This window comes from Corynebacterium yonathiae (genome assembly GCF_027570195.1).
In the GTDB taxonomy this organism is placed as follows: domain Bacteria; phylum Actinomycetota; class Actinomycetes; order Mycobacteriales; family Mycobacteriaceae; genus Corynebacterium; species Corynebacterium yonathiae.
This window is the reverse complement of the sequence record NZ_JAKMUZ010000002.1, coordinates 1-18,685: the sequence shown is the minus strand read 5'-3', so window position 1 is coordinate 18,685 and position 18,685 is coordinate 1. Positions and strand designations below refer to the sequence as shown.

Genomic DNA, 18,685 nt, shown 5'->3' with positions numbered 1-18,685 from the left:
GCTACTTCTCTAGCTCATCGCCCCGCGGCGCGTCGACGCCCAGGCGAGTAGCATCCTCGCTAGCTTGCTCCGTGCCCGGCGCCCAACCTGCGGGATTCATGCGCTGCGAAATCACGCGGGTTACACCATCGCCGCGCATGGTCACGCCATAAAGCACGTTAGCTACATCCATCGTCGGCTTTTGGTGCGTAATGACGATAAGCTGCGAGTCCTTGCGCAACTCTTCAAAAAGGGCGATGAGGCGACGCAGGTTAACATCATCAAGCGCTGCTTCGACCTCATCCATGACATAAAACGGGCTAGGGCGAGCGCGGAAGATTGCTACCAGCATGGCCAGCGCGGTAAGCGACTTCTCACCACCTGAAAGCAAGGACAGGCGCTTGACCTTCTTGCCCGGTGGACGCGCTTCCACCTCGATGCCGGTGGTGAGCATGTCCTCCGGCTCCGTGAGAATGAGGCGGCCCTCACCGCCCGGGAAAAGGGTCTGGAAAACCTTGGGGAATTCTGCTTCAACGTCATGCCATGCATCGGTGAACAACTGCAGAATCTGCGCGTCCACGTCCTCGATAACCCCGGCCAGATCCTTGCGGGCTTGGATGACATCCTCAAGCTGGGTGGAGAGGAAAGAATAACGCTCTTCCAAAGCCTTGTATTCTTCCAACGCAAGCGGATTGACCTTGCCCAAAGAATTCAAGTCCTTCTCTGCTTGCTTCAAGCGTGCATTTTCCGCCCCGCGATCGAAATCCTCACCGGGGGTGTAGTCCTGCAAAAGGTCCGAAATCGCAATGCCGAGCTGTTCTACTATCTTGGTTTCAGCTTCATCGACGCGAACCTGCGCCTGAGAGCGGGCAATTTCCGAGTCATGAGCACGGTTAGTCAACCGGTCCAGCTGTTGCCGCGCGGCCGAGACCTGTTGCTTTACCTGTTGCAGCTGTGCGTTCAAGGAGGTGCGCTGCGCAAAGTAGTCATCGCGCTCAGAGGTAGCGCGCTCTAGCAATTGGGTGGCGCGCGCGGCCAAATCACGCGAATGCCTTACCACCGCACCGGCTAATTCTCCTTGGGCCTTGCGCCGCGCCATAGCCTGTTCATGGCGAGCCTTGGCTTGGCGCTCATGCAGCGCTTGGCGACGCAACGCCTCGCTCTTCCCCGCTACCTGGCCCACGTGATCCTGAGCGGAGCGGGCAGCAACCTGCGCCTCCATCTCCATCGACTTAACCTGCTCTAATGCAGCCGAGGCCTCGTCACGCTCCACCGACGAGGGCTCGTCGGGCTGCTCGTCCGCATCAACGCGGGCAAGCCTATCGCGGGCGTCGGCAAGCTGCGTGCGAGCTCCGGCGAGCTTAACCTCGATCTCGGTCGCCCGCGCCGCGGCCTTCTCGTGCTCAGTTTTATTGGCCTCGTACTGCTTCAGCAGGCGCTGATGATCGCGTTTCCACGCCTCCACCTCGGTATCGTGTTCGCGTAAGGCGGCCTTCGCTGAGGCTGCCGTCACGCGGGCATCCTCCGCCGCGATCTTCGCGCCCTCGAGAGTGCCGGAAAGCTCTTCCAGCTCCTGCGCGGCAGTTTCCAGCTGTTCCTCCGCCTCTGCAATGCGGGCGGTGACTTCTACGGTAGATGAGGCACCGGTGCCTACTTCTACCCAACCTTCGCCCAACACCACGCCGGATTCGGTAACGGCACGCAGGCGAGGATCCTCTGCCACCAATTTTTTCGCCGCCGCGAAATCGGGAACGAGCACGACATCCGCAAGGAGGCGGTGCAGCGCGGCGGATACCTCCGGAACCACAGCAATATGGTCGAGCAGCCACGAGGTGCCGGTGGGCAAAGTCGCATCCACGCGCCAGGATGTGGCGGGGGCGGCAACGGAAACATCGACAAGCGCGGAGCGGGTACCCTTTTCCAAGGCCGCAATGAGCTGACCGGAAATCTCGCCGGCCTGGGCCTCAGCGAAGACGCCCAATGCGGCAGCTACCGCAGTCTCATATTTAGTGCTGATGAATTTGGCCAGCGGCTGGAACTGCTCACCTACATCGACCTTCTCCGGCACGGTCTGGGCTAAGGTATCGATGCGTGAGCGCAACGTGTACACGGCACGCTCACGTTCGCGCTGCTCGTCGCGCAACTGTTCCAAGCGCTTATCGGCCGCACCCGATTCACTGGCCGCGCGCACATGTGCCTCCTCGAGCGGCTCGCGCTCGCCGGCCAAGGACTGCAATTTATCCGCCACTTCATCGGCCTCTGCCTGGGCAGACTGGGTGCGCTGGCTGGTAGAAGCAAGGGTTTCTTCTTGCCGCGCCAGCTCCTCTTCTGCCGAGGTAACCTGGCCTGCCGCCTTTTCTTCCGCGGCAATAAGGCGGACGACGCCCTCGCGCCTATCTGCAATGGCACGCAGCTGGGCCATGTGCTCGCGCTCGGCGGCCTCGAAAGCCTCGCGGCGCTCTGCTACCTCTTCGCGGATCGATTCCAGGCGTTCCGCCGCCTCCTCCGCCGCAGCGAGGAGCTCCGCATGTTCTTCGTCCGCGCGAGCGGCCCGTGCTTCCAAATCATCCGGGTCTTGGCCAGAATAAGCCACCTGCGCGCCAGCATTGGCCGCCCGCTCTTCGCCAATGCGCTGCGTAGCAGAAATGCGCTCAGAAAGCGTAGACAGATCAAACCACAGCTTTTGGGCGGAATCTGCCTTGGGGCTTACTTCCTCAAGCTGGGCTTCAACCTCTAGCTGAGAGCCCGTTGTTTCTTCCAGCTGCGCCGTAACTTCCTCAACCTGTTCGGCGAGAACTTCGGCCGCGCGCTCGGCGTCGTGAAACTTGCTGCGCAGGCGCACTACCCTATCGCCGGCTAGGCGCAGGCGGGCATCGCGCAGATCAGCTTGCACCGTGGCAGCACGCTGCGCAGCCTCGGCTTGGCGCGCCAAAGGCTTAAGTTGCTTGCCTAACTCATCAGTAAGGTCCTGCAGGCGATCCAAATTGGCCTGCATGCCAGTGAGCTTTCGCTGCGCCTTTTCCTTGCGACGGCGGTGCTTGAGCACGCCCGCTGCCTCTTCGATATAGGAGCGCCGATCCTCGGGCCTAGATTCAAGGATCTCAGAAAGTTTGCCTTGGCCGACAATAATGTGCATCTCGCGGCCAATACCCGAATCAGAGAGCAGCTCCTGAATATCCATCAGACGCGCCTTGGCGCCATTGATTTCGTATTCGCTGGCCCCGTCGCGGAACATGCGGCGGGTGACCGAGACTTCCGAATATTCAATCGGTAGCGCGCCGTCCGCATTATCAATGGTGAGGGTTACCTCGGCGCGGCCTAAGGCTTTGCGGTCGCCGGCGCCGGCGAAAATGACGTCTTGCATCTTTCCGCCACGCAGCGTCTTGGCGCTTCCCTCGCCCATAACCCAAGCTAGCGCGTCCACCACATTGGACTTGCCGGAGCCATTCGGTCCGACAACAGCGCAAATGCCGGGTTCAAATTTTAGAGACGTCGCCGACGCAAATGATTTAAAGCCTTTGAGCGTCAGCGATTTCAGGTGCATTCGGGTTAGTTTAGCAAGCTTAGAGTACGCCTGCCCAGCCGAGCCTCAAGGATCGAAACTGCGGGCATGTGCTGTGCGTTAGCGTTCAATAAAGCCGGATTCTCCCTTAGAGGCAGCCCATTGCTCGACTACTAGATCGACCGTTCCTGGTCGGCGAGTCATACTGGGCTGTTCTTTGAGGAGTCCTAGCAACTCCTCACATTTCTCCCGCGGTCCTTCGGCTACAACCTGAACCCGACCATCAGCCAAATTAGTAGCATGCCCATGCAAGCCGAGCTCGAGGGCACGGGAGCGCGTCCACCATCGAAAGCCCACGCCTTGGACGCGCCCGTGGACAAAAGCGGTCATTCTTTCCTTGGTCATGCAGCCTCCCTAGTTCCTAGTAGTGATCATGTTGCCCCTTATCGCGCAGGACGCGGCGGTCTTCTTCACTGCGACGAGTGACGGGGTCGGAGCCGTCCCAGCATTCAACGCCTTTAAGCTCCGGCAGCATATCGCGGTGGAATACCGGGTCAATGCCTTGGCTGCGCTGCACGTTGTAGTTCTTGAGCAATTTAATGGCCACCCCGGATAGCGGCACGATGGCGAGGATATTGAGGATCACCATGGTTGCCGCGCCGGTATCGGCCAAGGCAAAGACCAGCGGCAGGGAGCCCACCGCACCGAACCAGACAAAGAAAAGCACGACGAGGCGGAAAATCACCAGAGCAGGCTTGCTCTGGGTGAGGTACTCCAGGTTGGACTCCGCCAAGTAATAGTTGCCCAGGATGGAAGAGAAAGCCAGGAAGAAGAGGATAAAGCTGACGAAGTGAATTCCCCACTCGCCTACCTCAGAAGACAAGGCGGCCTGGGTCAAAGAGACGCCTTCTGCCTCTGCGCCATAGGCAATCTCAGGTCCCAACAGGATGATGAAAGCGGTAATGGTACATACCACCAAGGTGTCGAAGTACACGCCGAGGGTCTGGACCAAACCCTGCTTGACGGGGTGAGAGACGGCCGCAGTAGCCGCAGCGTTAGGGGCAGAGCCTTCGCCGGCCTCATTAGAAAACAGACCGCGCTGAATACCCTTCATCATGGCGAAGCCAAGACCGGCACCCGCGATTTCCTTGATTCCTAGGGCGTGACCAACGATATCGCCAATCATTCCCGGCACCTTGTCAAAATTGGTGATGACTACAAAACCGCCGACGAGCAGGTAAGCCACCGCCATAAATGGCACGACGATCTGGGTGATATTGGCAATGCGGTTCACACCACCAAAGATGATAAGCCCCGCAACTACGGCGATAACAACGCCGATAATGGAGCGGAACGTAGTGTCATCGCGGTCAAAGGAGAAGGACACTGCATCCGCAATGGCGTTGGTCTGGAAGGCGTTGTATACCAAGCCAAAGGTAAAGGCGATGGCGATGGAGAAAAGCACGCCGAGCGGGCCCCACCCCAAACCGCGCTTCATATAATACGCTGGGCCACCGCGGTAGCCATTGCCATCGCGGACTTTCCAAAGCTGCGCCAGGGTCGACTCTATAAAGGCGGTAGCGCCACCCAGGATGGCAATCAGCCACATCCAGAAGACGGCACCTGGGCCGCCCACGGAAATGGCCACCGCTACACCAGCCACGTTGCCGGTGCCAACGCGGGAGGCGGCCGAAATGGTAAAGGCCTTAAAGGCGGAAAGGCCACCATAGTCCTCGTCCTCGTCGCGGCCCTCCCCCTTGGGCCGCTCGACGACGGCGCGGAACATATCCGGCACCATGCGCACCTGCACCAATGCGGTACGGATGCCGAAGAATAGGCCCGCAGCAATCAGCAGCCAGGGCAGAATCCACGACCAGACGCCGTCATTAAATGTCGTAACGACATTTTCAAGAAAATCCATGCAGAATAATTTACTGCCTTAGGGTTCACAACGTGAACCCAATCCGCCATAACTTATTGACAATGGGGGCAGAAATGGGCGGAACGCCCTGAAATTACGCAGCGCTCCAAGGGCGTTGCGCACCGCCGACAGGGCTGGCCAGCACGCCCATATGCTGCCAATGAACGCGAAAAATACCCCGATTCGCCATTCACGTTAACGTACAAGGAATCAAAGCTCGTGCCACCCACTTTTAGGGCGGCAGTCATAACCTCCTGGGCTGCTTCGAGCAGGGCGATGGCATCTTTTTGCCGCAAGGTCGAGGCTTTCTTGCGGGGCGAAATTTGTGCCGCCCATAAGGATTCATCGGCGTAAATATTTCCGATTCCAGAAGCCAAGGTCTGATCCAAAAGCGCGGTTTTCACAGCGGTCTTCTTTGCCCGCAGGCGCCGTCCGGTAGCCACGATGTCGAAATCTGGTTCCAACGGATCAATGCCAATGTGTGAAATCTTTGACCACGGGGCATAGAGCCAATATCCAAAGGTGCGCTGGTCAACAAAGCTAAGCTCTGCCCCGCCGCTCAACTGGGCGCTAATGCGCAGATGCGATGAATCGGTGGCGCCGATACGGACCTGGCCCGACATACCTAAGTGGATAAAGAGGACGTCGCGGTGAGGGTCCATAGAATCTTCGCCCACAAATTCTAGCCACATGAATTTCCCGCGCCTGGCCACTGCAGCAATTTCTTTGCCTACGAGAAGACCGGAGAGTGGCTCATCTTGGCCACGATTAGCGCGCGGGTGTAACACCTCTACAGACTCAAAAGTCCGTCCCACCACGTGGGGTGCAAGGCCCCGGCGAACGGACTCGACTTCCGGCAATTCCGGCATGCTTAGCTTTCTTTATGTGCAGTACCTTGCACCAAAAGCGGGGTTTCGCGCAAGGTCTGGCAGGCCTCCTGAGCCGCCTGTTGTTCGGCTAACTTCTTATTATGCCCCACACCATTGCCCACGGTCAGACCAGCAACAGTAGCGACTGCGGTAAATGTCTGGTCATGCTCGGGACCGGTGGAGGTGGCCGAATAGACCGGCATCGGCGCCTTTAGCTCCGCGCACAGCTCCTGCAAAGTGGTTTTCCAATCCAAGTGGCGCCCGCTCACAGTCGCATTTTCGATCTTCTCCGCAAATAAACGCAAGATGACGTCACGCGCCGTTTCAAAACCGTGCTCGCGGTAGATGGCACCGAAGATCGCCTCGGTGGTATCGGCAAGAATGGAATCTTTATCGCGGCCGCCGGTGGATTGCTCGCCCTTGCCCAGCAGAATATGCGGGCCCAGGTTTATCTCCCGGGCGATGTCCGAAAGGCCATAGCGCGAGACGATGGAAGCGCGCATCTTGGAAATATCCGATTCCGGGCGGGAAGGATAGGTGATGTAGAGCTGGGAGGCCACCGAAAGGCCCAGCACCGCATCGCCCAAAAACTCCAAGCGCTCGTTGTTTGGCAAGTGCCCATTCTCATTAGCAAATGAACGGTGGGTCAACGCCAAGCACAGGTGCTCAGGCTGCAATTCCACACCGAGTGATTCCAACAACGGGGTGTGGTCTACTGCAGCAAACTCGGCTGCCAGCGCCTCTTCCCCAGTTAGCTTCTTTTTGCGGCTCATAGAAACTTCTCCAAACCGGCCCAGCGGGGATCGACCTTATCTTCGTCCTTTTCGCCAGAGATACCGGTGGTCACGCCCTCTGGCGTAGCAATTTCGCAGCCATCCTCGCACACCGGCGCAAAGGGAAGTTCTAGCCCCGCCTCATCGATAACGGCCTGCAGAAGGTCCAGCTCATCATCCTCAATCTCTGGAATCTCATCTCCCGAGCCTTCATCATCGTCTGTAGTCTCGTCTCCAGAGACGAAGGACTCATCGGCGGCGAAGACTTGCGTGACGTGCAAATCCAGCTGTGGGTGCAGCTCCTTCAAACAACGGGAGCATTCCCCGGTCAGCCGCCCGGAAATGTTGGCATCCACCAAGACACCGGCACCAAGTGGGGTCAAGGTAACGTCTACGGTGAGCTCTTCGCCCTGTGGAATGGCGATCATCTCTACGCCAATCCTCTCGGGTGCGGGGCCGGTCTGGGTGCGTTGTTCCGGCAGTGCGTCAGCGCCTTGGGCGTTCAACAATTCGCCCACATCGAACTTCAATGGTGATGTCATAACACTGGGTAGTCTACCTTGCCCCGCAAGCTCCGCCTAGCGGACCGCGCAAGCCGAGTTTCTGTCAAGAGTCTGGCGTTTAAAGTAAAAGGGCCTATGCCTTTCCGGATTAGTCTTTTCGCAGGTGAAAACCGCCCTTAGTGTGGAAGCATGACCTACCACTTGGCGCTAACCTCCACCGATCTACGCAGCATAGCACTTAGTTTCGCCGTGTTTAGTTGCCTTCCCGCTGCGGTGTTAGCTACTGCCGGTGTGCTCGTTCACGCCACTCCACGGCCGGACCGTTCAGGAATGTACGGCGTAAGTGGAATTCGCTTATGTACCGCACTCATCTGTAGCGTCGTTGCCGGTGTGGTAGCCGGTGCCATTTTGGTCTTGCCCACCGGCATGGACCTTTCGGTTCTTACCGGCGCACTCATCTTTTCCCTAAGCGGCGGTACTATCACTTGGTTCTCCCGCGCGACCATTCCTACCGCGCTCATTTCTGTAGGCACAATGTTGCTGACTACCGGTGCGCTCCTTAGCGCGTGTGCCGTGTGCTTCCCCCAGAATTTCAGTGATAGCGCATTAACGTCACTATCTTCCTATTTCTTTACCGCACTCGTAGCATTCCTTTTCCCCGGCTTGGTTACCACGACTATCGCAGCATGTATGGCTGTCCAATCCGCCGCAGATGAGCATCTCACTCCACAAGAGGAAGAACAGCCCACTGCCCAGCGTGCACAAGACTCGCCTGCTGCCGCAGAATCAGGAAAAGCGATTCCAGCAAGACAGCCTTGCTCCCGCGCTACTGCTTGAGCCAGCTGGGAGTAACCAATAAAACAAAAGGCCCTGTTGGGTGGGTAGACGGTGTACGACAAACCGCCTGCCCACCAAACAGGACCTTTGGCCGTGCCTGGCGCTTTAGATTCCCCCTCGCCCCTCCCTAGTCCATGGCCCCGTTATGAACGGGCCATAGAGCTTAGGGGCTGAATGAGAGTAAAGGTAGTGCTTTAGCGCTCGTTATAGCGACGCTCATAGGCCTCACCTTCCGAGTAGCGTGTGCCACCCGCTGCGCCACCGGCGCGGCCCAGCGCCGAATAATCGCCGCCGCGGGAGCGTACCCCGGCACCGCCGCGCAGTGCAGAGCGGTCGGAACTTACGGTGCGCAGCAGGCCGTTGAGCGTGGTTTCGAATTCGCTAAGTTTGCCATCCACAAACTCATCGCATTCGCTGCGCAAACGGTTAGATTCGGTGTGGGCAGACTCCACGATGCGGTGTGCTTCTTCATCGGCGCGGCGAACAACTTCTGATTCCGAAACCAGACGCTCTTGTTCCGCGCGGCCTTCTGCAACGGAACGCTCATATTCGTCATTAGCCTGGGCGATGGTGCGGTCTGCTTCCGCACGGGCTTGCTCCACCATGGACTGTGCATGAGCTTCAGCATCAGCTACCAGCTTGGCAGCATGCTGTTCTGCGTGGGACACCGTGGCATCTGCCTCCTCGCGGGCGTGACCCACGATGTCATCTGCCTGCGCATTAGCGTCATTGATGGTCTGGTCCGCGCGTTCTTCGGCGCCATGCAAGATTTCATCCTGCTTATCCAAAACGTCCTGCGCGTCATCAATCTCAACGGGCAGTGCATTCCGCAGGTCATCGAGAAGCGCGAGCATTTCATGGCGCGGAACCATGCAATTAGAGGTCATAGGGAGGCTATGGGCCTCTTCCAAGTGCTGGACTAATTCATCTAGGGACTCAAAGACACGGTACATGCTGCGAATTTTACATGGCCTCACCTGCCAGGCGTGGAGGCCACGCACCGAGTGTGTACTGCAGATTTAACTTCTATAGTCGGTCTTGCTGGTCTACCTCCACGCGTAGGGAATCTATGACACGTACTTAAAACACCAGCTCCCCTCCTCCACCACATAATGCGGCGAAGAAGGGGAGCCGGTTAAAAATAGGTCTGTTTCTAGATGACGCCCTGTGCCAACATGGCGTCTGCTACTTTCTTGAAGCCAGCGATATTTGCACCAGCTACATAATCGCCCTCACGTCCGTATTCCTTGGCCGTGCTGTCGATATTTTTAAAGATATTGGACATGATCGCGTGGAGGCGATCATCGGTATAGTCAAAGGACCAGGAATCACGGGAAGCGTTTTGCTGCATCTCCAGCGCGGAGGTAGCAACACCACCGGCGTTAGCGGCCTTGCCCGGCGCGAAGTTGATCTTGGATTCTTGGAAAATGTGGACGGCCTCCGGGGTCGACGGCATATTGGCGCCTTCTGCCACGTAGCGCACGCCGCCTTCCACGAGCTCCTTAGCGGAATCGCCGTCCAGCTCGTTCTGGGTCGCACACGGCAATGCCACGTCCGCTCGTACTTCCCAGATATTTCCGCCCTTATGGAATTCCACGCCGCTTCCAGCCTCTTCAGCATAAGTGGAGATGCGCTCGCGACGGGATTCTTTAACGTCCTTGAGAAGCTCGATGTCCACGCCATCTGGGGTGGTGATATAACCGGAGGAATCGGACATGGCCACCACGGTGGCACCTAGTTCTTGGGCTTTTGCTGCAGCGTAGATAGCGACGTTTCCAGAACCGGAGACAATGACTTTGGAACCGTCAAAGGACTCACCGTGAGCCTTCATCATTTCATTGGTGAGGTAGACCGTGCCGTAGCCCGTCGCCTCAGTACGGACTAGCGAACCACCCCAGGACAACCCTTTGCCGGTAAGGACGCCGGACTCGTGTTGGGTGGTCAGGCGACGATATTGGCCGAAGAGGAATCCGATTTCGCGACCGCCTACTCCAATGTCACCTGCCGGCACATCGCGGTATTCGCCAATGTGTCGGTGCAGCTCTGTCATAAAAGATTGACAAAAGCGCATGATCTCGACCTCGGACTTTCCCTTGGGGTCAAAGTCGGAACCGCCTTTACCGCCGCCAATAGGCAAGCCGGTCAGGGAGTTTTTGAAGATCTGCTCAAAACCGAGGAATTTAATGATGCCCAGATTGACCGAAGGGTGGAAACGCAGTCCGCCCTTGTAGGGGCCGAGCGCAGAATTGAATTGGACGCGAAAGCCGCGATTGACCTGGATATCACCATTATCATCGATCCACGGCACGCGGAAGATGAGCTGGCGCTCAGGTTCACAGAGACGTTCCACCAAGCCATAGTCCGCGTACTGCGGGTCTTTTTCTAGGACAATTTTCAGCGAATCTAGAACCTCAGAAACCGCTTGGTGGAATTCTGGTTCTCCCGCATTACGCTTGAGCAATTTGTCGTAGTACTCAGAAATTTGGCTATCTACTGACATGGCGTGCATTCCATTCTGTGGACGTATAAGAACAGATACCAGTTTCCTATCAAACTACCGATAAAGCAAGCAGTTTCTAGACCTTGCATAGATCCGCACCGTCTTTACCAGCGACAATAAAGTAAAATATTTTCTGTAGAACGTTCGGATCTTAAGCCGCGCAGACTCCCATCGCAGGTGGGCTTTATAATCACGGTCATGCATATTGTCGTCGCGCCAGACTCGTTCAAAGGCACCGCTTCCGCGCCCGAGGCCGCAGCCAGCATTGCTATGGGAGTGCGCCAGGCTCTCCCCGACGCCACGGTTACCACCCTGCCCATGGCCGATGGCGGCGAGGGAACCGCCTCCGTCCTCGCGCAGGCATCCGTGGCCGGCGGACAATCCGTAGAGACCATCACCCTGCCTACCACCGACGCCATAGGCCGTTTAACCCAGGCAAGCTACTTCCTCGCTGGGACTACTGCGTTTATCGACGTCGCCTCTGCCACCGGCCTGCCCGCAGTACAAGACAACCTTGACCCGCTGCACGCCGATTCCTATGGCACCGGCGTGCTGATCGCGGATGCGGAAACGCGCGGTGCCACCTCGATTGTGCTCGGACTGGGAGGCACCGCCAGCATCGATGCCGGCATGGGCATCCTTACCGCGCTCGGCGCCGCCGCGCATGACGCCCGCGGCTACGCCTTGCCTAAGGGCGGCGCTCCCCTAGTTCAGCTCGATCACATCGACACCGCGCAGCTTAATATCAAGGCGGGCATGCTTGACTTCACTTTGCTGGCCGATACCCGCGCCACCCCAGTGCAGGCAGCAACCATGTACGGCCCCCAAAAGGGAGCCCAAGGCGAGCAGGTAGCACTGCTGGCCGGTGCCATGTTGCAAGCATGCAAAGTTACCGGCGCCGATGCAGACTCCGAATATTTCGGTGCCGCGGGCGGCCTTCCCATTGGCCTGCACTGGCTTTCTCGCACGCTCTGGGGCTCAGATGAGCATATTCGCGTCTTATCTGGCAGCGCGCATGTGGCCACTGCACTCGGACTTCCAGAAAAAATATCCTCCGCCGATCTCGTCATCACCGGCGAGGGCCGGTTTGACGAGCAATCTTTGACTGGAAAGGCCGTCGGAACCATTGCGGCTCTCGCCCAAGACGCAGGCATGCCCATGGGCATTATCGCCGGTTCCTTCGAGCAGGACACGGATGCCTACTGCGCTCAGCTCAGCCAAGAAGGATCGATGTCGCAGCAGCTGGCGGCGGCCGCCAGGGACATCGTCAAGCAGCTCTAAGGCCGGATAGACAAAGACCACGGGAAGATGGCTGGCTGCTCGTGCGCTAACTCATCTTCCAACAATACGTGGTCCTTCGGCAGCACTGCGTGCGGGGTAAGAAGACGCGAGAGCACCATACCCAGCTGATTTACCGATCCGCTAACTCCCGTAACCGCAATGTCGTAGCGGTACACGCTCGCGTCCTCGAGGTCGCGATCCTCATGCTCATCGCGATAATTTTGCCGCAGCTGTTCTTCCAACCCCTCTGGAAACTGCGGCGAATCAGGGCGAGTAACCTCAGCGGAGGATAATGAACCGCCCTCCACCAGCTTGTCGGTGGCAGTGGTAAAGATGTCCGCGACGCGCTCTGCTTGTGCGTTGGGAACTAAAACATCGAATTGAATAACCGGCATAGCGCTAACCCTACCCAATTCCTAAGGTGTGAAACCATGTCTGATTCTGCCCACATCGCCCAGCTCGCCACTTCCCAAGAAACTGATCTGGAATGGCAGCAGGACTTTTACGAGGACCTGCACCGCCACCCCGAGCTTTCTCACGAAGAAGAGCGCACTGCCGGCCGTATCCGAGCCAAACTCGCCGATTTTGACTGCGAAGTAGTAGAAAACATCGGTGGTCATGGAATGGTTGCCATCTTCCGCAACGGTGACGGCCCCACCGCCTTAATGCGCGCGGATTTCGACGGCCTGCCTGTAGAGGAGGCCACCGGCGTGTCCTATTCCGCTACCAATGGAAAGATGCACGCCTGCGGTCACGACATGCACACCACGGCATTACTGGGTGCCTGTGCGCTTCTCGACGCCTCCCGTAGCTCCTGGTCCGGCACCTTCCTCGCCCTTTTCCAACCGGCCGAAGAGTCCTCCATGGGGGCTAAATTCATGCTGAACGATAACCTCATCGAACGCGTCCCACGCCCCGATATCTGCTTGGGTCAACACATCATGCCCGGCCGCGCCGGCACCGTGCGCCATACCGCAGGCCCTATCATGGCAGGCTGCGATTCCCTCCGCATACGCGTCTTTGGCAAATCAGCCCACGCCTCCATGCCCCATAACTCCATCGATCCCACCTACATCGCAGCCATGATCGTCACTCGCCTCCAGGCCATCGTGGGCCGCGAAGTCGCCCCACACGAGTTCTTTGTCATCTCCGTAGGCGAGCTACACTCCGGCGATAAAAACAACATCATCCCCGAGTCCGCCGAGCTAGTGCTCAATACCCGCTACTATGACCCCGCACTCGCAGAAAAAGTCTATAGCTCCCTCGAGCGCATGGTTAAAGCCGAATGTATAGCCTCCGGAAGCGAGCAGGCCCCTACCTTCGCGTACTATGCCCACGGCGAGGTCACAGATAACGATGCCGCCGCCCACGCCCCAGTGGGCGAGGTTTTCGACGCCGCCTTTGGCCCCGATTCCGTCCTCGCCGCTCCGTCTACTGCCTCCGAGGATTTTTGCTATTTGCCGCAGGCATGGGGAGTGCCTTATGTGTTTTGGCACATCGGCTGCACCCCAGAAGAAGATCTCCAAGACCCTCCGGTTAACCACCAGGCGACCTTCCTGCCGGACTATGCCCCAACCGTCTACGCCTCTACCCGGGCGGCATATGCTGCGGCATTGACCTACTTGGCAGCATGCTGAGACCCTGCGCGTAGCCCCCTGTTCCGTCCTGCAGGGCAGCGCCAAAGCTATTAAGCTGGCAAGCGTTTCGTGACTACCTACTAGCTTAAGGGTACAAATGAGCCAGCCACGGCATTCTGTTTTCGAATCCACCGTTCCCTCCCACGTCCGCGCAGCCTCCGGTGTGAGCCCACACAGTGCTTCCTACCGCAAGTTCTGGTCGGGCCTCTCCGGCGCCGTGATGGAACAGATTGCCGATAATTGGGAGCGCACCCGTACCGCCTACGCTGCAACCCGCCAGCAACACTATTTCTCCGCAGAGTTCCTGCAGGGCCGCGCGCTGCTCAATAACCTCACCAACTTGGGGCTCGTTGACGATGCCAAGGCTGCAGCCAAAGCTGCCGACCACGATTTGAGCGATGTCCTCGAAGCTGAGCACGATGCAGCACTGGGCAATGGTGGCCTCGGACGCCTTGCCGCCTGCTTCCTCGATTCCGCTGTCACCCAAGACTATCCCGTCACCGGCTACGGCCTGCTCTATCGCTACGGCCTATTCCGCCAATCCTTTGAGAACGGCTTCCAGAAGGAACAGCCGGATGCGTGGATGGAAAACGGCTATGACTTCGTCATCCGCCGTGCCTCCGAACAACGCCACGTCCATTTCGATGACATGGAGGTGCGCGCCATTCCCTATGACATGCCTATCACCGGCTACGGGACCGATAACGTAGGCACGCTGCGCCTGTGGAAGTCCGAGCCCATCGACGACTTCGATTACGATGCCTTCAACTCCCAGCGCTTTACCGAGGCCATCGTCGAGCGCGAGCGTGTCATGGATATCTGCCGCGTGCTCTACCCCAACGACACCACCTACGAGGGCAAGGTACTGCGCGTTCGCCAACAATACTTCTTTGTCTCCGCCTCCCTGCAAACCATGGTGGATAACTACATTGCCCAGCACGGCGAGGACCTCACCGGTTTTGCGCAGTACAACTCCATCCAGCTCAATGACACTCACCCAGTGCTCGCCATCCCAGAGCTCTTGCGCATATTGCTCGATAACCATGGTCTGAGCTGGGATGCGGCGTGGAAGATCGTCACCGAGACCTTCGCCTACACCAACCACACCGTGCTCGCGGAGGCACTGGAGAGCTGGGAAGTGTCCATCTTCCAAAAGCTGTTCTGGCGCATCTGGCAGTTGGTGGAAGAAATCGATCGCCGCTTCCGCGAAGATATGGCCCATCGCGGCTTGGATCAGGGTCGCATTGACTACATGGCACCGGTGTCCAACGGACAGGTTCACATGGCCTGGATCGCCTGCTACGCCGCTTACTCCATTAACGGTGTCGCCGCCCTGCATACCGAAATCATCAAGGCCGATACGCTGTCCGAATGGTATGAGCTCTGGCCAGAAAAATTCAACAATAAGACCAATGGCGTCACCCCGCGCCGCTGGCTGAAGATGTGCAACCCCCGCCTGGCAGAACTGCTCACCCAGCAGGCTGGTTCCGATGCGTGGGTTACTGACCTCACCCAGCTGGCCAGACTCGCCGATAAGGCCGACGATGCTGACCTACTACGAGAACTGATCGCCATCAAGCAGGCCAATAAACGCGACTTTGCGCAGTGGGTAAACGACCACCAAGGCGCTGAAATCGACCCTGATTCCATCTTTGACGTGCAGATTAAGCGCCTGCACGAGTACAAGCGCCAGCTGATGAACGCCCTCTACGTCCTTGACCTCTACTTCCGCATCAAGGACGAGGGCGAAACCGTGCCGAAGCGTACTTTCATCTTTGGTGCCAAGGCCGCGCCGGGCTACGACCGCGCCAAGGCGATTATTAAGCTCATCAACACCATCGCGGACTTGGTAAATAACGACCCGGCCACCAAGGACATTATCCGCGTTGTCTTTGTAGAGAATTACAACGTCTCCCCCGCCGAGCACATCATCCCGGCCGCTGATATCTCCGAGCAGATTTCTGTGGCTGGCAAGGAAGCCTCCGGCACGTCCAATATGAAGTTCATGATGAATGGCGCACTGACCTTAGGCACCATGGATGGCGCGAACGTGGAAATCGTCGAGGCGGTTGGTGAAGACAATGCCTATATCTTTGGTGCCCGCAATGAGGAGTTGCCGCAGCTGCAGGCCGAGTACAACCCGGGCGAGCTTTACCAGAACGTTCCTGGATTGGCCCGCGTACTGGATGCGCTTGTCGACGGCACCTTGGGCTCCGAAAATGCCGGGCTCTTCAGCGATCTGCGTGCCTCGCTTCTCGACGGCTACGGCGAACACGCACAAGACCAGTACTACGTCTTAGGCGACTTTGCCGACTACCGCGAAACCCGTGACCGCATGGCTGCCGAATACGAGGCAGACCAACTTGCCTGGGCCAAGAAGGCGTGGCTCAATATTTGCTACTCTGGCCGCTTTTCTTCCGACCGGACCATCGCGGACTATGCCAACGAGGTCTGGAAGATCCAACCAACTCCGATTTCCCAGAGCTAAGAAAAGTCCTGCCCCTCCGCTTCTGCAGCTGAGGGCAGGACTTTAACGTGGCGTTAGGCCTACTTCCGTTTGTTTAGCGCAGGCCGACGCGCTTTAGCTGCTCATAGATGGGCTTTAGGTCAATATTGAGCACACCCATCTGCGTGGCTAGGAAACCGAGTCCGCCAACGACAGCGCCCAAGATTCCTAGGCCTGTAGCTAGACCTGCGGCAAAGCCCTTGCTGCTGCCCTTCTTTCCTGCATCATCCGCCGGATTAGTAGTACTTCCCGGCTGCTCTGGCTCGTCGGCAGAGCCGGCGTCACCATTCCACCACTCATCAAAGACCAAGTTGGCCACCAAGGTGTTATCGATGAAATCGCCGCGCACCGAATCCGTACCGGAGGTATTAGCCATGATGTCCTCAGAGCCTGCACCCTTGAAGAAGAATGGCACCAATTGGTTGGTGTGCTGCCCGGAGTACCAACCGTGCCGAGCGACCTTGCCCTTTTCGCCTTCCATGGCGTTAAAGCGGTCTTCCGCATCAGGGTTGTCGTCCGTCGCTGCCTCATTCGCACCGGATAGATAACCGGTTTCGTGATCCGCGGTCACGACGAGCAAAGTGTCCTCCCACGAGGAGTTCTCCTCTACCTACTTGATGGCAGCATCAACCGACTTATTAAAGTCCTGAGTCTCCTCGATATCGCGCACTGGGTTATTTCCGTGGCCGGCCCAGTCGATGGCACCGCCCTCAATCATGATGGAAAAGCCATCCTCGTCCTGTCCCAGCGCATTGAGGGCGCCAGTCGTCATGGTGGGGAGATCGACGACGTCGTTAAGCTCGTCCGAGTATGGAGCCTTTGCCTCGCTCGAGCGGGAGTTCTGCAACGTGGAACCTACCTGCGCGATACCCCAATACTTCTGCTACGGCTTGACGTCACCTTGCGCCATCTTCTTGAAGTCATCGTTGGACTCGAAGTAATTCCAGTCGGTCTCGCCTCCGGAAAGCTTGGCGTAGTCGTCCTCGTACATGAAGCTATAGTCGGAAGTATCGACCTTCTGGTGGTCATTATCGTAGAACGGGTGGCCAGCGGCCATGACCAAGTCGAGGGCGCTGCCGAGCATCTCACGGCTAATGTCCTGCAGCTTATCGCGGTCCTTGTTGTGCGCGGCCCACGCCGCCGGAGTGGCTTCGGAATAGAGAGTGTCTGATGGTTTGTGTGTGGGTACCTAACCTGCATGAGGAGATGGACCAGAATGACTACTGTGGCGAGACGAGATCCGGCTGATAAGGCCAAGATTGATGCGATTGAAAAGAAGCTTCTTGCTAACCCTGAAATCGCGAAGCTGATTGATGACCTAGGCACGTCTACAACGGATGCCAACGACCTGGTTCGCGGCATGTTGCAAGCCTCGATTACCAGGGGACTCAACGCTGAAATGGATGCCCACCTGGGCTACGAGTCTGGCGACAGGAGCGCTAAAGCTGCAGCTAGAACAGACAATCACCGCAACGGAACGTATCCAAAGACCGTGGATTCTAACTACGGGCCAGTTACCGTTGATGTGCCGAGGGATAGGGCTGGCACATTCTTGCTGACTATGGTCCCTAAAGGCTCGAGGAGATTGACCGATGTCGATGACATGACCGTTAGCTTGTACGCCGGTGGGATGACAATTAGGGACATCCAGCACCATATGGCAACGGCGATGCGGGTTGATATTTCCCATGAGACGATTTCCGCAGTCACCGATGCCGTCCTCGATGAGGCCATGGTCTGGCAAAACCGCCAGTGAGATGAGTTCTACCCGGTCATTTTCCTGGACGCGCTGCGCATTAAAATCCGCGATGGCGGCCTAGTGGTCAATAAGTCCGCGTACATGGCAATCGGCGTGGCTCTCGACGGTATCAAGCACTTTTTGGAATCGTGGATTGCCAAAGAAGAAAACGCTTCATCCTGGGCGCAAGTATGCGCCAATCTTTCTAACCGTGGGGTTAAAGACGTCTTTATCGTTTGCTATAACGGGTTCAAAGGCTTGCCGGAAGAAGTAAAGGCAACCTGGCCGAACTCTATGGTGCAAACCTGTATCGTGCACCTGATTCGTGCCGCTAACCGATGGGTAGCCTACAGGGATCGCCGGGGCGTATCGGCCGCGTTGAAAAAGATTTACACCGCCACGGACGAGTCCACAGCTAAGGCTGCCTTAGACGAATTTGAAGCCTCTGAATTGGCAGAAAAGTATCCCCGCTCAGTCAAGGTCTGGCGGGATGCCTGGGAGCGGTTTGTCCCGTTTCTGCAGTTCCCACCAGCAGCCAGCAAGGTCATTTACACGAAGAATTCGATTGAATCATTCAACAATGAACTGCGGAAAGCTACCCACAACAGGGTGCAGTTCACTAACAATGAATCAGCGCTG

General features: G+C 57.7%; 16 protein-coding genes and 1 pseudogene. 5 read left to right on the top strand and 12 right to left on the bottom strand.

Annotation, left to right across the window (positions count from 1 at the left end):
- Nucleotide 1: 1 nt before the first annotated feature.
- From smc to L8V22_RS01030, 6 genes are all read right to left on the bottom strand, one after another.
- Entirely contained in the window at nt 2–3,523 is a 3,522-nt protein-coding gene (gene smc / locus L8V22_RS01055; protein WP_238799569.1) for a chromosome segregation protein SMC, read from the bottom strand.
- 78 nt (nt 3,524–3,601) lie between these two features.
- Nucleotides 3,602–3,886, bottom strand: coding sequence for an acylphosphatase (locus L8V22_RS01050; protein WP_238799566.1), 285 nt, complete (start codon nt 3,884–3,886; stop codon nt 3,602–3,604).
- A 16-nt stretch (nt 3,887–3,902) separates the two neighbouring features.
- Nucleotides 3,903–5,402: an alanine/glycine:cation symporter family protein gene (locus L8V22_RS01045; protein ID WP_238799565.1), complete on the bottom strand. Its 1,500-nt coding sequence runs from the start codon at nt 5,400–5,402 to the stop codon at nt 3,903–3,905.
- 53 nt (nt 5,403–5,455) lie between these two features.
- Nucleotides 5,456–6,271, bottom strand: coding sequence for a bifunctional DNA-formamidopyrimidine glycosylase/DNA-(apurinic or apyrimidinic site) lyase (mutM, locus tag L8V22_RS01040; RefSeq protein WP_238799562.1), 816 nt, complete (start codon nt 6,269–6,271; stop codon nt 5,456–5,458).
- Nucleotides 6,272–6,273: 2 nt separating this feature from the next.
- Entirely contained in the window at nt 6,274–7,044 is a 771-nt protein-coding gene (gene rnc, locus L8V22_RS01035; RefSeq protein ID WP_238799558.1) for a ribonuclease III, read from the bottom strand.
- Nucleotides 7,041–7,586: a YceD family protein gene (locus L8V22_RS01030; protein WP_238799553.1), complete on the bottom strand. Its 546-nt coding sequence runs from the start codon at nt 7,584–7,586 to the stop codon at nt 7,041–7,043. The genes rnc and L8V22_RS01030 overlap by 4 nt, the downstream gene beginning before the upstream one ends.
- 150 nt (nt 7,587–7,736) lie before the next feature.
- Here L8V22_RS01030 and L8V22_RS01025 point away from each other — a divergent pair, with 150 nt between their 5' ends.
- Entirely contained in the window at nt 7,737–8,384 is a 648-nt protein-coding gene (locus L8V22_RS01025; protein ID WP_238799550.1) for a hypothetical protein, read from the top strand.
- A 194-nt stretch (nt 8,385–8,578) separates the two neighbouring features.
- Here the strand turns inward: L8V22_RS01025 and L8V22_RS01020 are convergent, their stop codons facing one another.
- On the bottom strand, nt 8,579–9,337 hold the full coding sequence (locus L8V22_RS01020) for a DivIVA domain-containing protein (RefSeq protein WP_238799547.1): 759 nt from the start codon (nt 9,335–9,337) through the stop codon (nt 8,579–8,581).
- Nucleotides 9,338–9,537: 200 nt separating this feature from the next.
- Nucleotides 9,538–10,884, bottom strand: a complete 1,347-nt coding sequence (gene gdhA / locus L8V22_RS01015) for an NADP-specific glutamate dehydrogenase (RefSeq protein ID WP_238799542.1) — start codon at nt 10,882–10,884, stop codon at nt 9,538–9,540.
- 198 nt (nt 10,885–11,082) lie between these two features.
- Here gdhA and L8V22_RS01010 point away from each other — a divergent pair, with 198 nt between their 5' ends.
- Nucleotides 11,083–12,165, top strand: a complete 1,083-nt coding sequence (locus L8V22_RS01010) for a glycerate kinase (RefSeq protein WP_238799539.1) — start codon at nt 11,083–11,085, stop codon at nt 12,163–12,165.
- On the opposite strand, the gene L8V22_RS01005 is transcribed toward L8V22_RS01010, so the two are convergent.
- Complete coding sequence (locus L8V22_RS01005; RefSeq protein WP_238799533.1) at nt 12,162–12,560, bottom strand: hypothetical protein; 399 nt, start codon at nt 12,558–12,560, stop codon at nt 12,162–12,164. The two genes, L8V22_RS01010 and L8V22_RS01005, sit on opposite strands and share 4 nt — an antisense overlap.
- Before the next feature lie 36 nt (nt 12,561–12,596).
- On the opposite strand from L8V22_RS01005, the gene L8V22_RS01000 reads away from it, so the two are divergent.
- Together L8V22_RS01000 and L8V22_RS00995 are read left to right on the top strand one after the other, a co-directional pair.
- On the top strand, nt 12,597–13,802 hold the full coding sequence (locus L8V22_RS01000) for an amidohydrolase (protein ID WP_238799530.1): 1,206 nt from the start codon (nt 12,597–12,599) through the stop codon (nt 13,800–13,802).
- A 97-nt stretch (nt 13,803–13,899) separates the two neighbouring features.
- Nucleotides 13,900–16,290: a glycogen/starch/alpha-glucan phosphorylase gene (locus tag L8V22_RS00995; protein WP_238799528.1), complete on the top strand. Its 2,391-nt coding sequence runs from the start codon at nt 13,900–13,902 to the stop codon at nt 16,288–16,290.
- A gap of 73 nt (nt 16,291–16,363) precedes the next feature.
- Here the strand turns inward: L8V22_RS00995 and L8V22_RS00990 are convergent, their stop codons facing one another.
- The 3 genes from L8V22_RS00990 to L8V22_RS00980 are packed head-to-tail and all read right to left on the bottom strand — an operon-like array spanning nt 16,364 to nt 17,392.
- The gene (locus L8V22_RS00990) at nt 16,364–16,888 is read right to left on the bottom strand and encodes a hypothetical protein (protein WP_238799525.1); all 525 of its coding nucleotides are present in this window, start codon (nt 16,886–16,888) and stop codon (nt 16,364–16,366) included.
- Between the two features lie 30 nt (nt 16,889–16,918).
- Complete coding sequence (locus L8V22_RS00985) at nt 16,919–17,155, bottom strand: alkaline phosphatase (RefSeq protein WP_238799523.1); 237 nt, start codon at nt 17,153–17,155, stop codon at nt 16,919–16,921.
- Nucleotides 17,156–17,191: 36 nt separating this feature from the next.
- Nucleotides 17,192–17,392: a hypothetical protein gene (locus L8V22_RS00980; protein WP_238799521.1), complete on the bottom strand. Its 201-nt coding sequence runs from the start codon at nt 17,390–17,392 to the stop codon at nt 17,192–17,194.
- 132 nt (nt 17,393–17,524) lie between these two features.
- Here L8V22_RS00980 and L8V22_RS00975 point away from each other — a divergent pair.
- Nucleotides 17,525–18,685, top strand: a pseudogene (locus L8V22_RS00975) (IS256 family transposase); the annotation flags it as partial.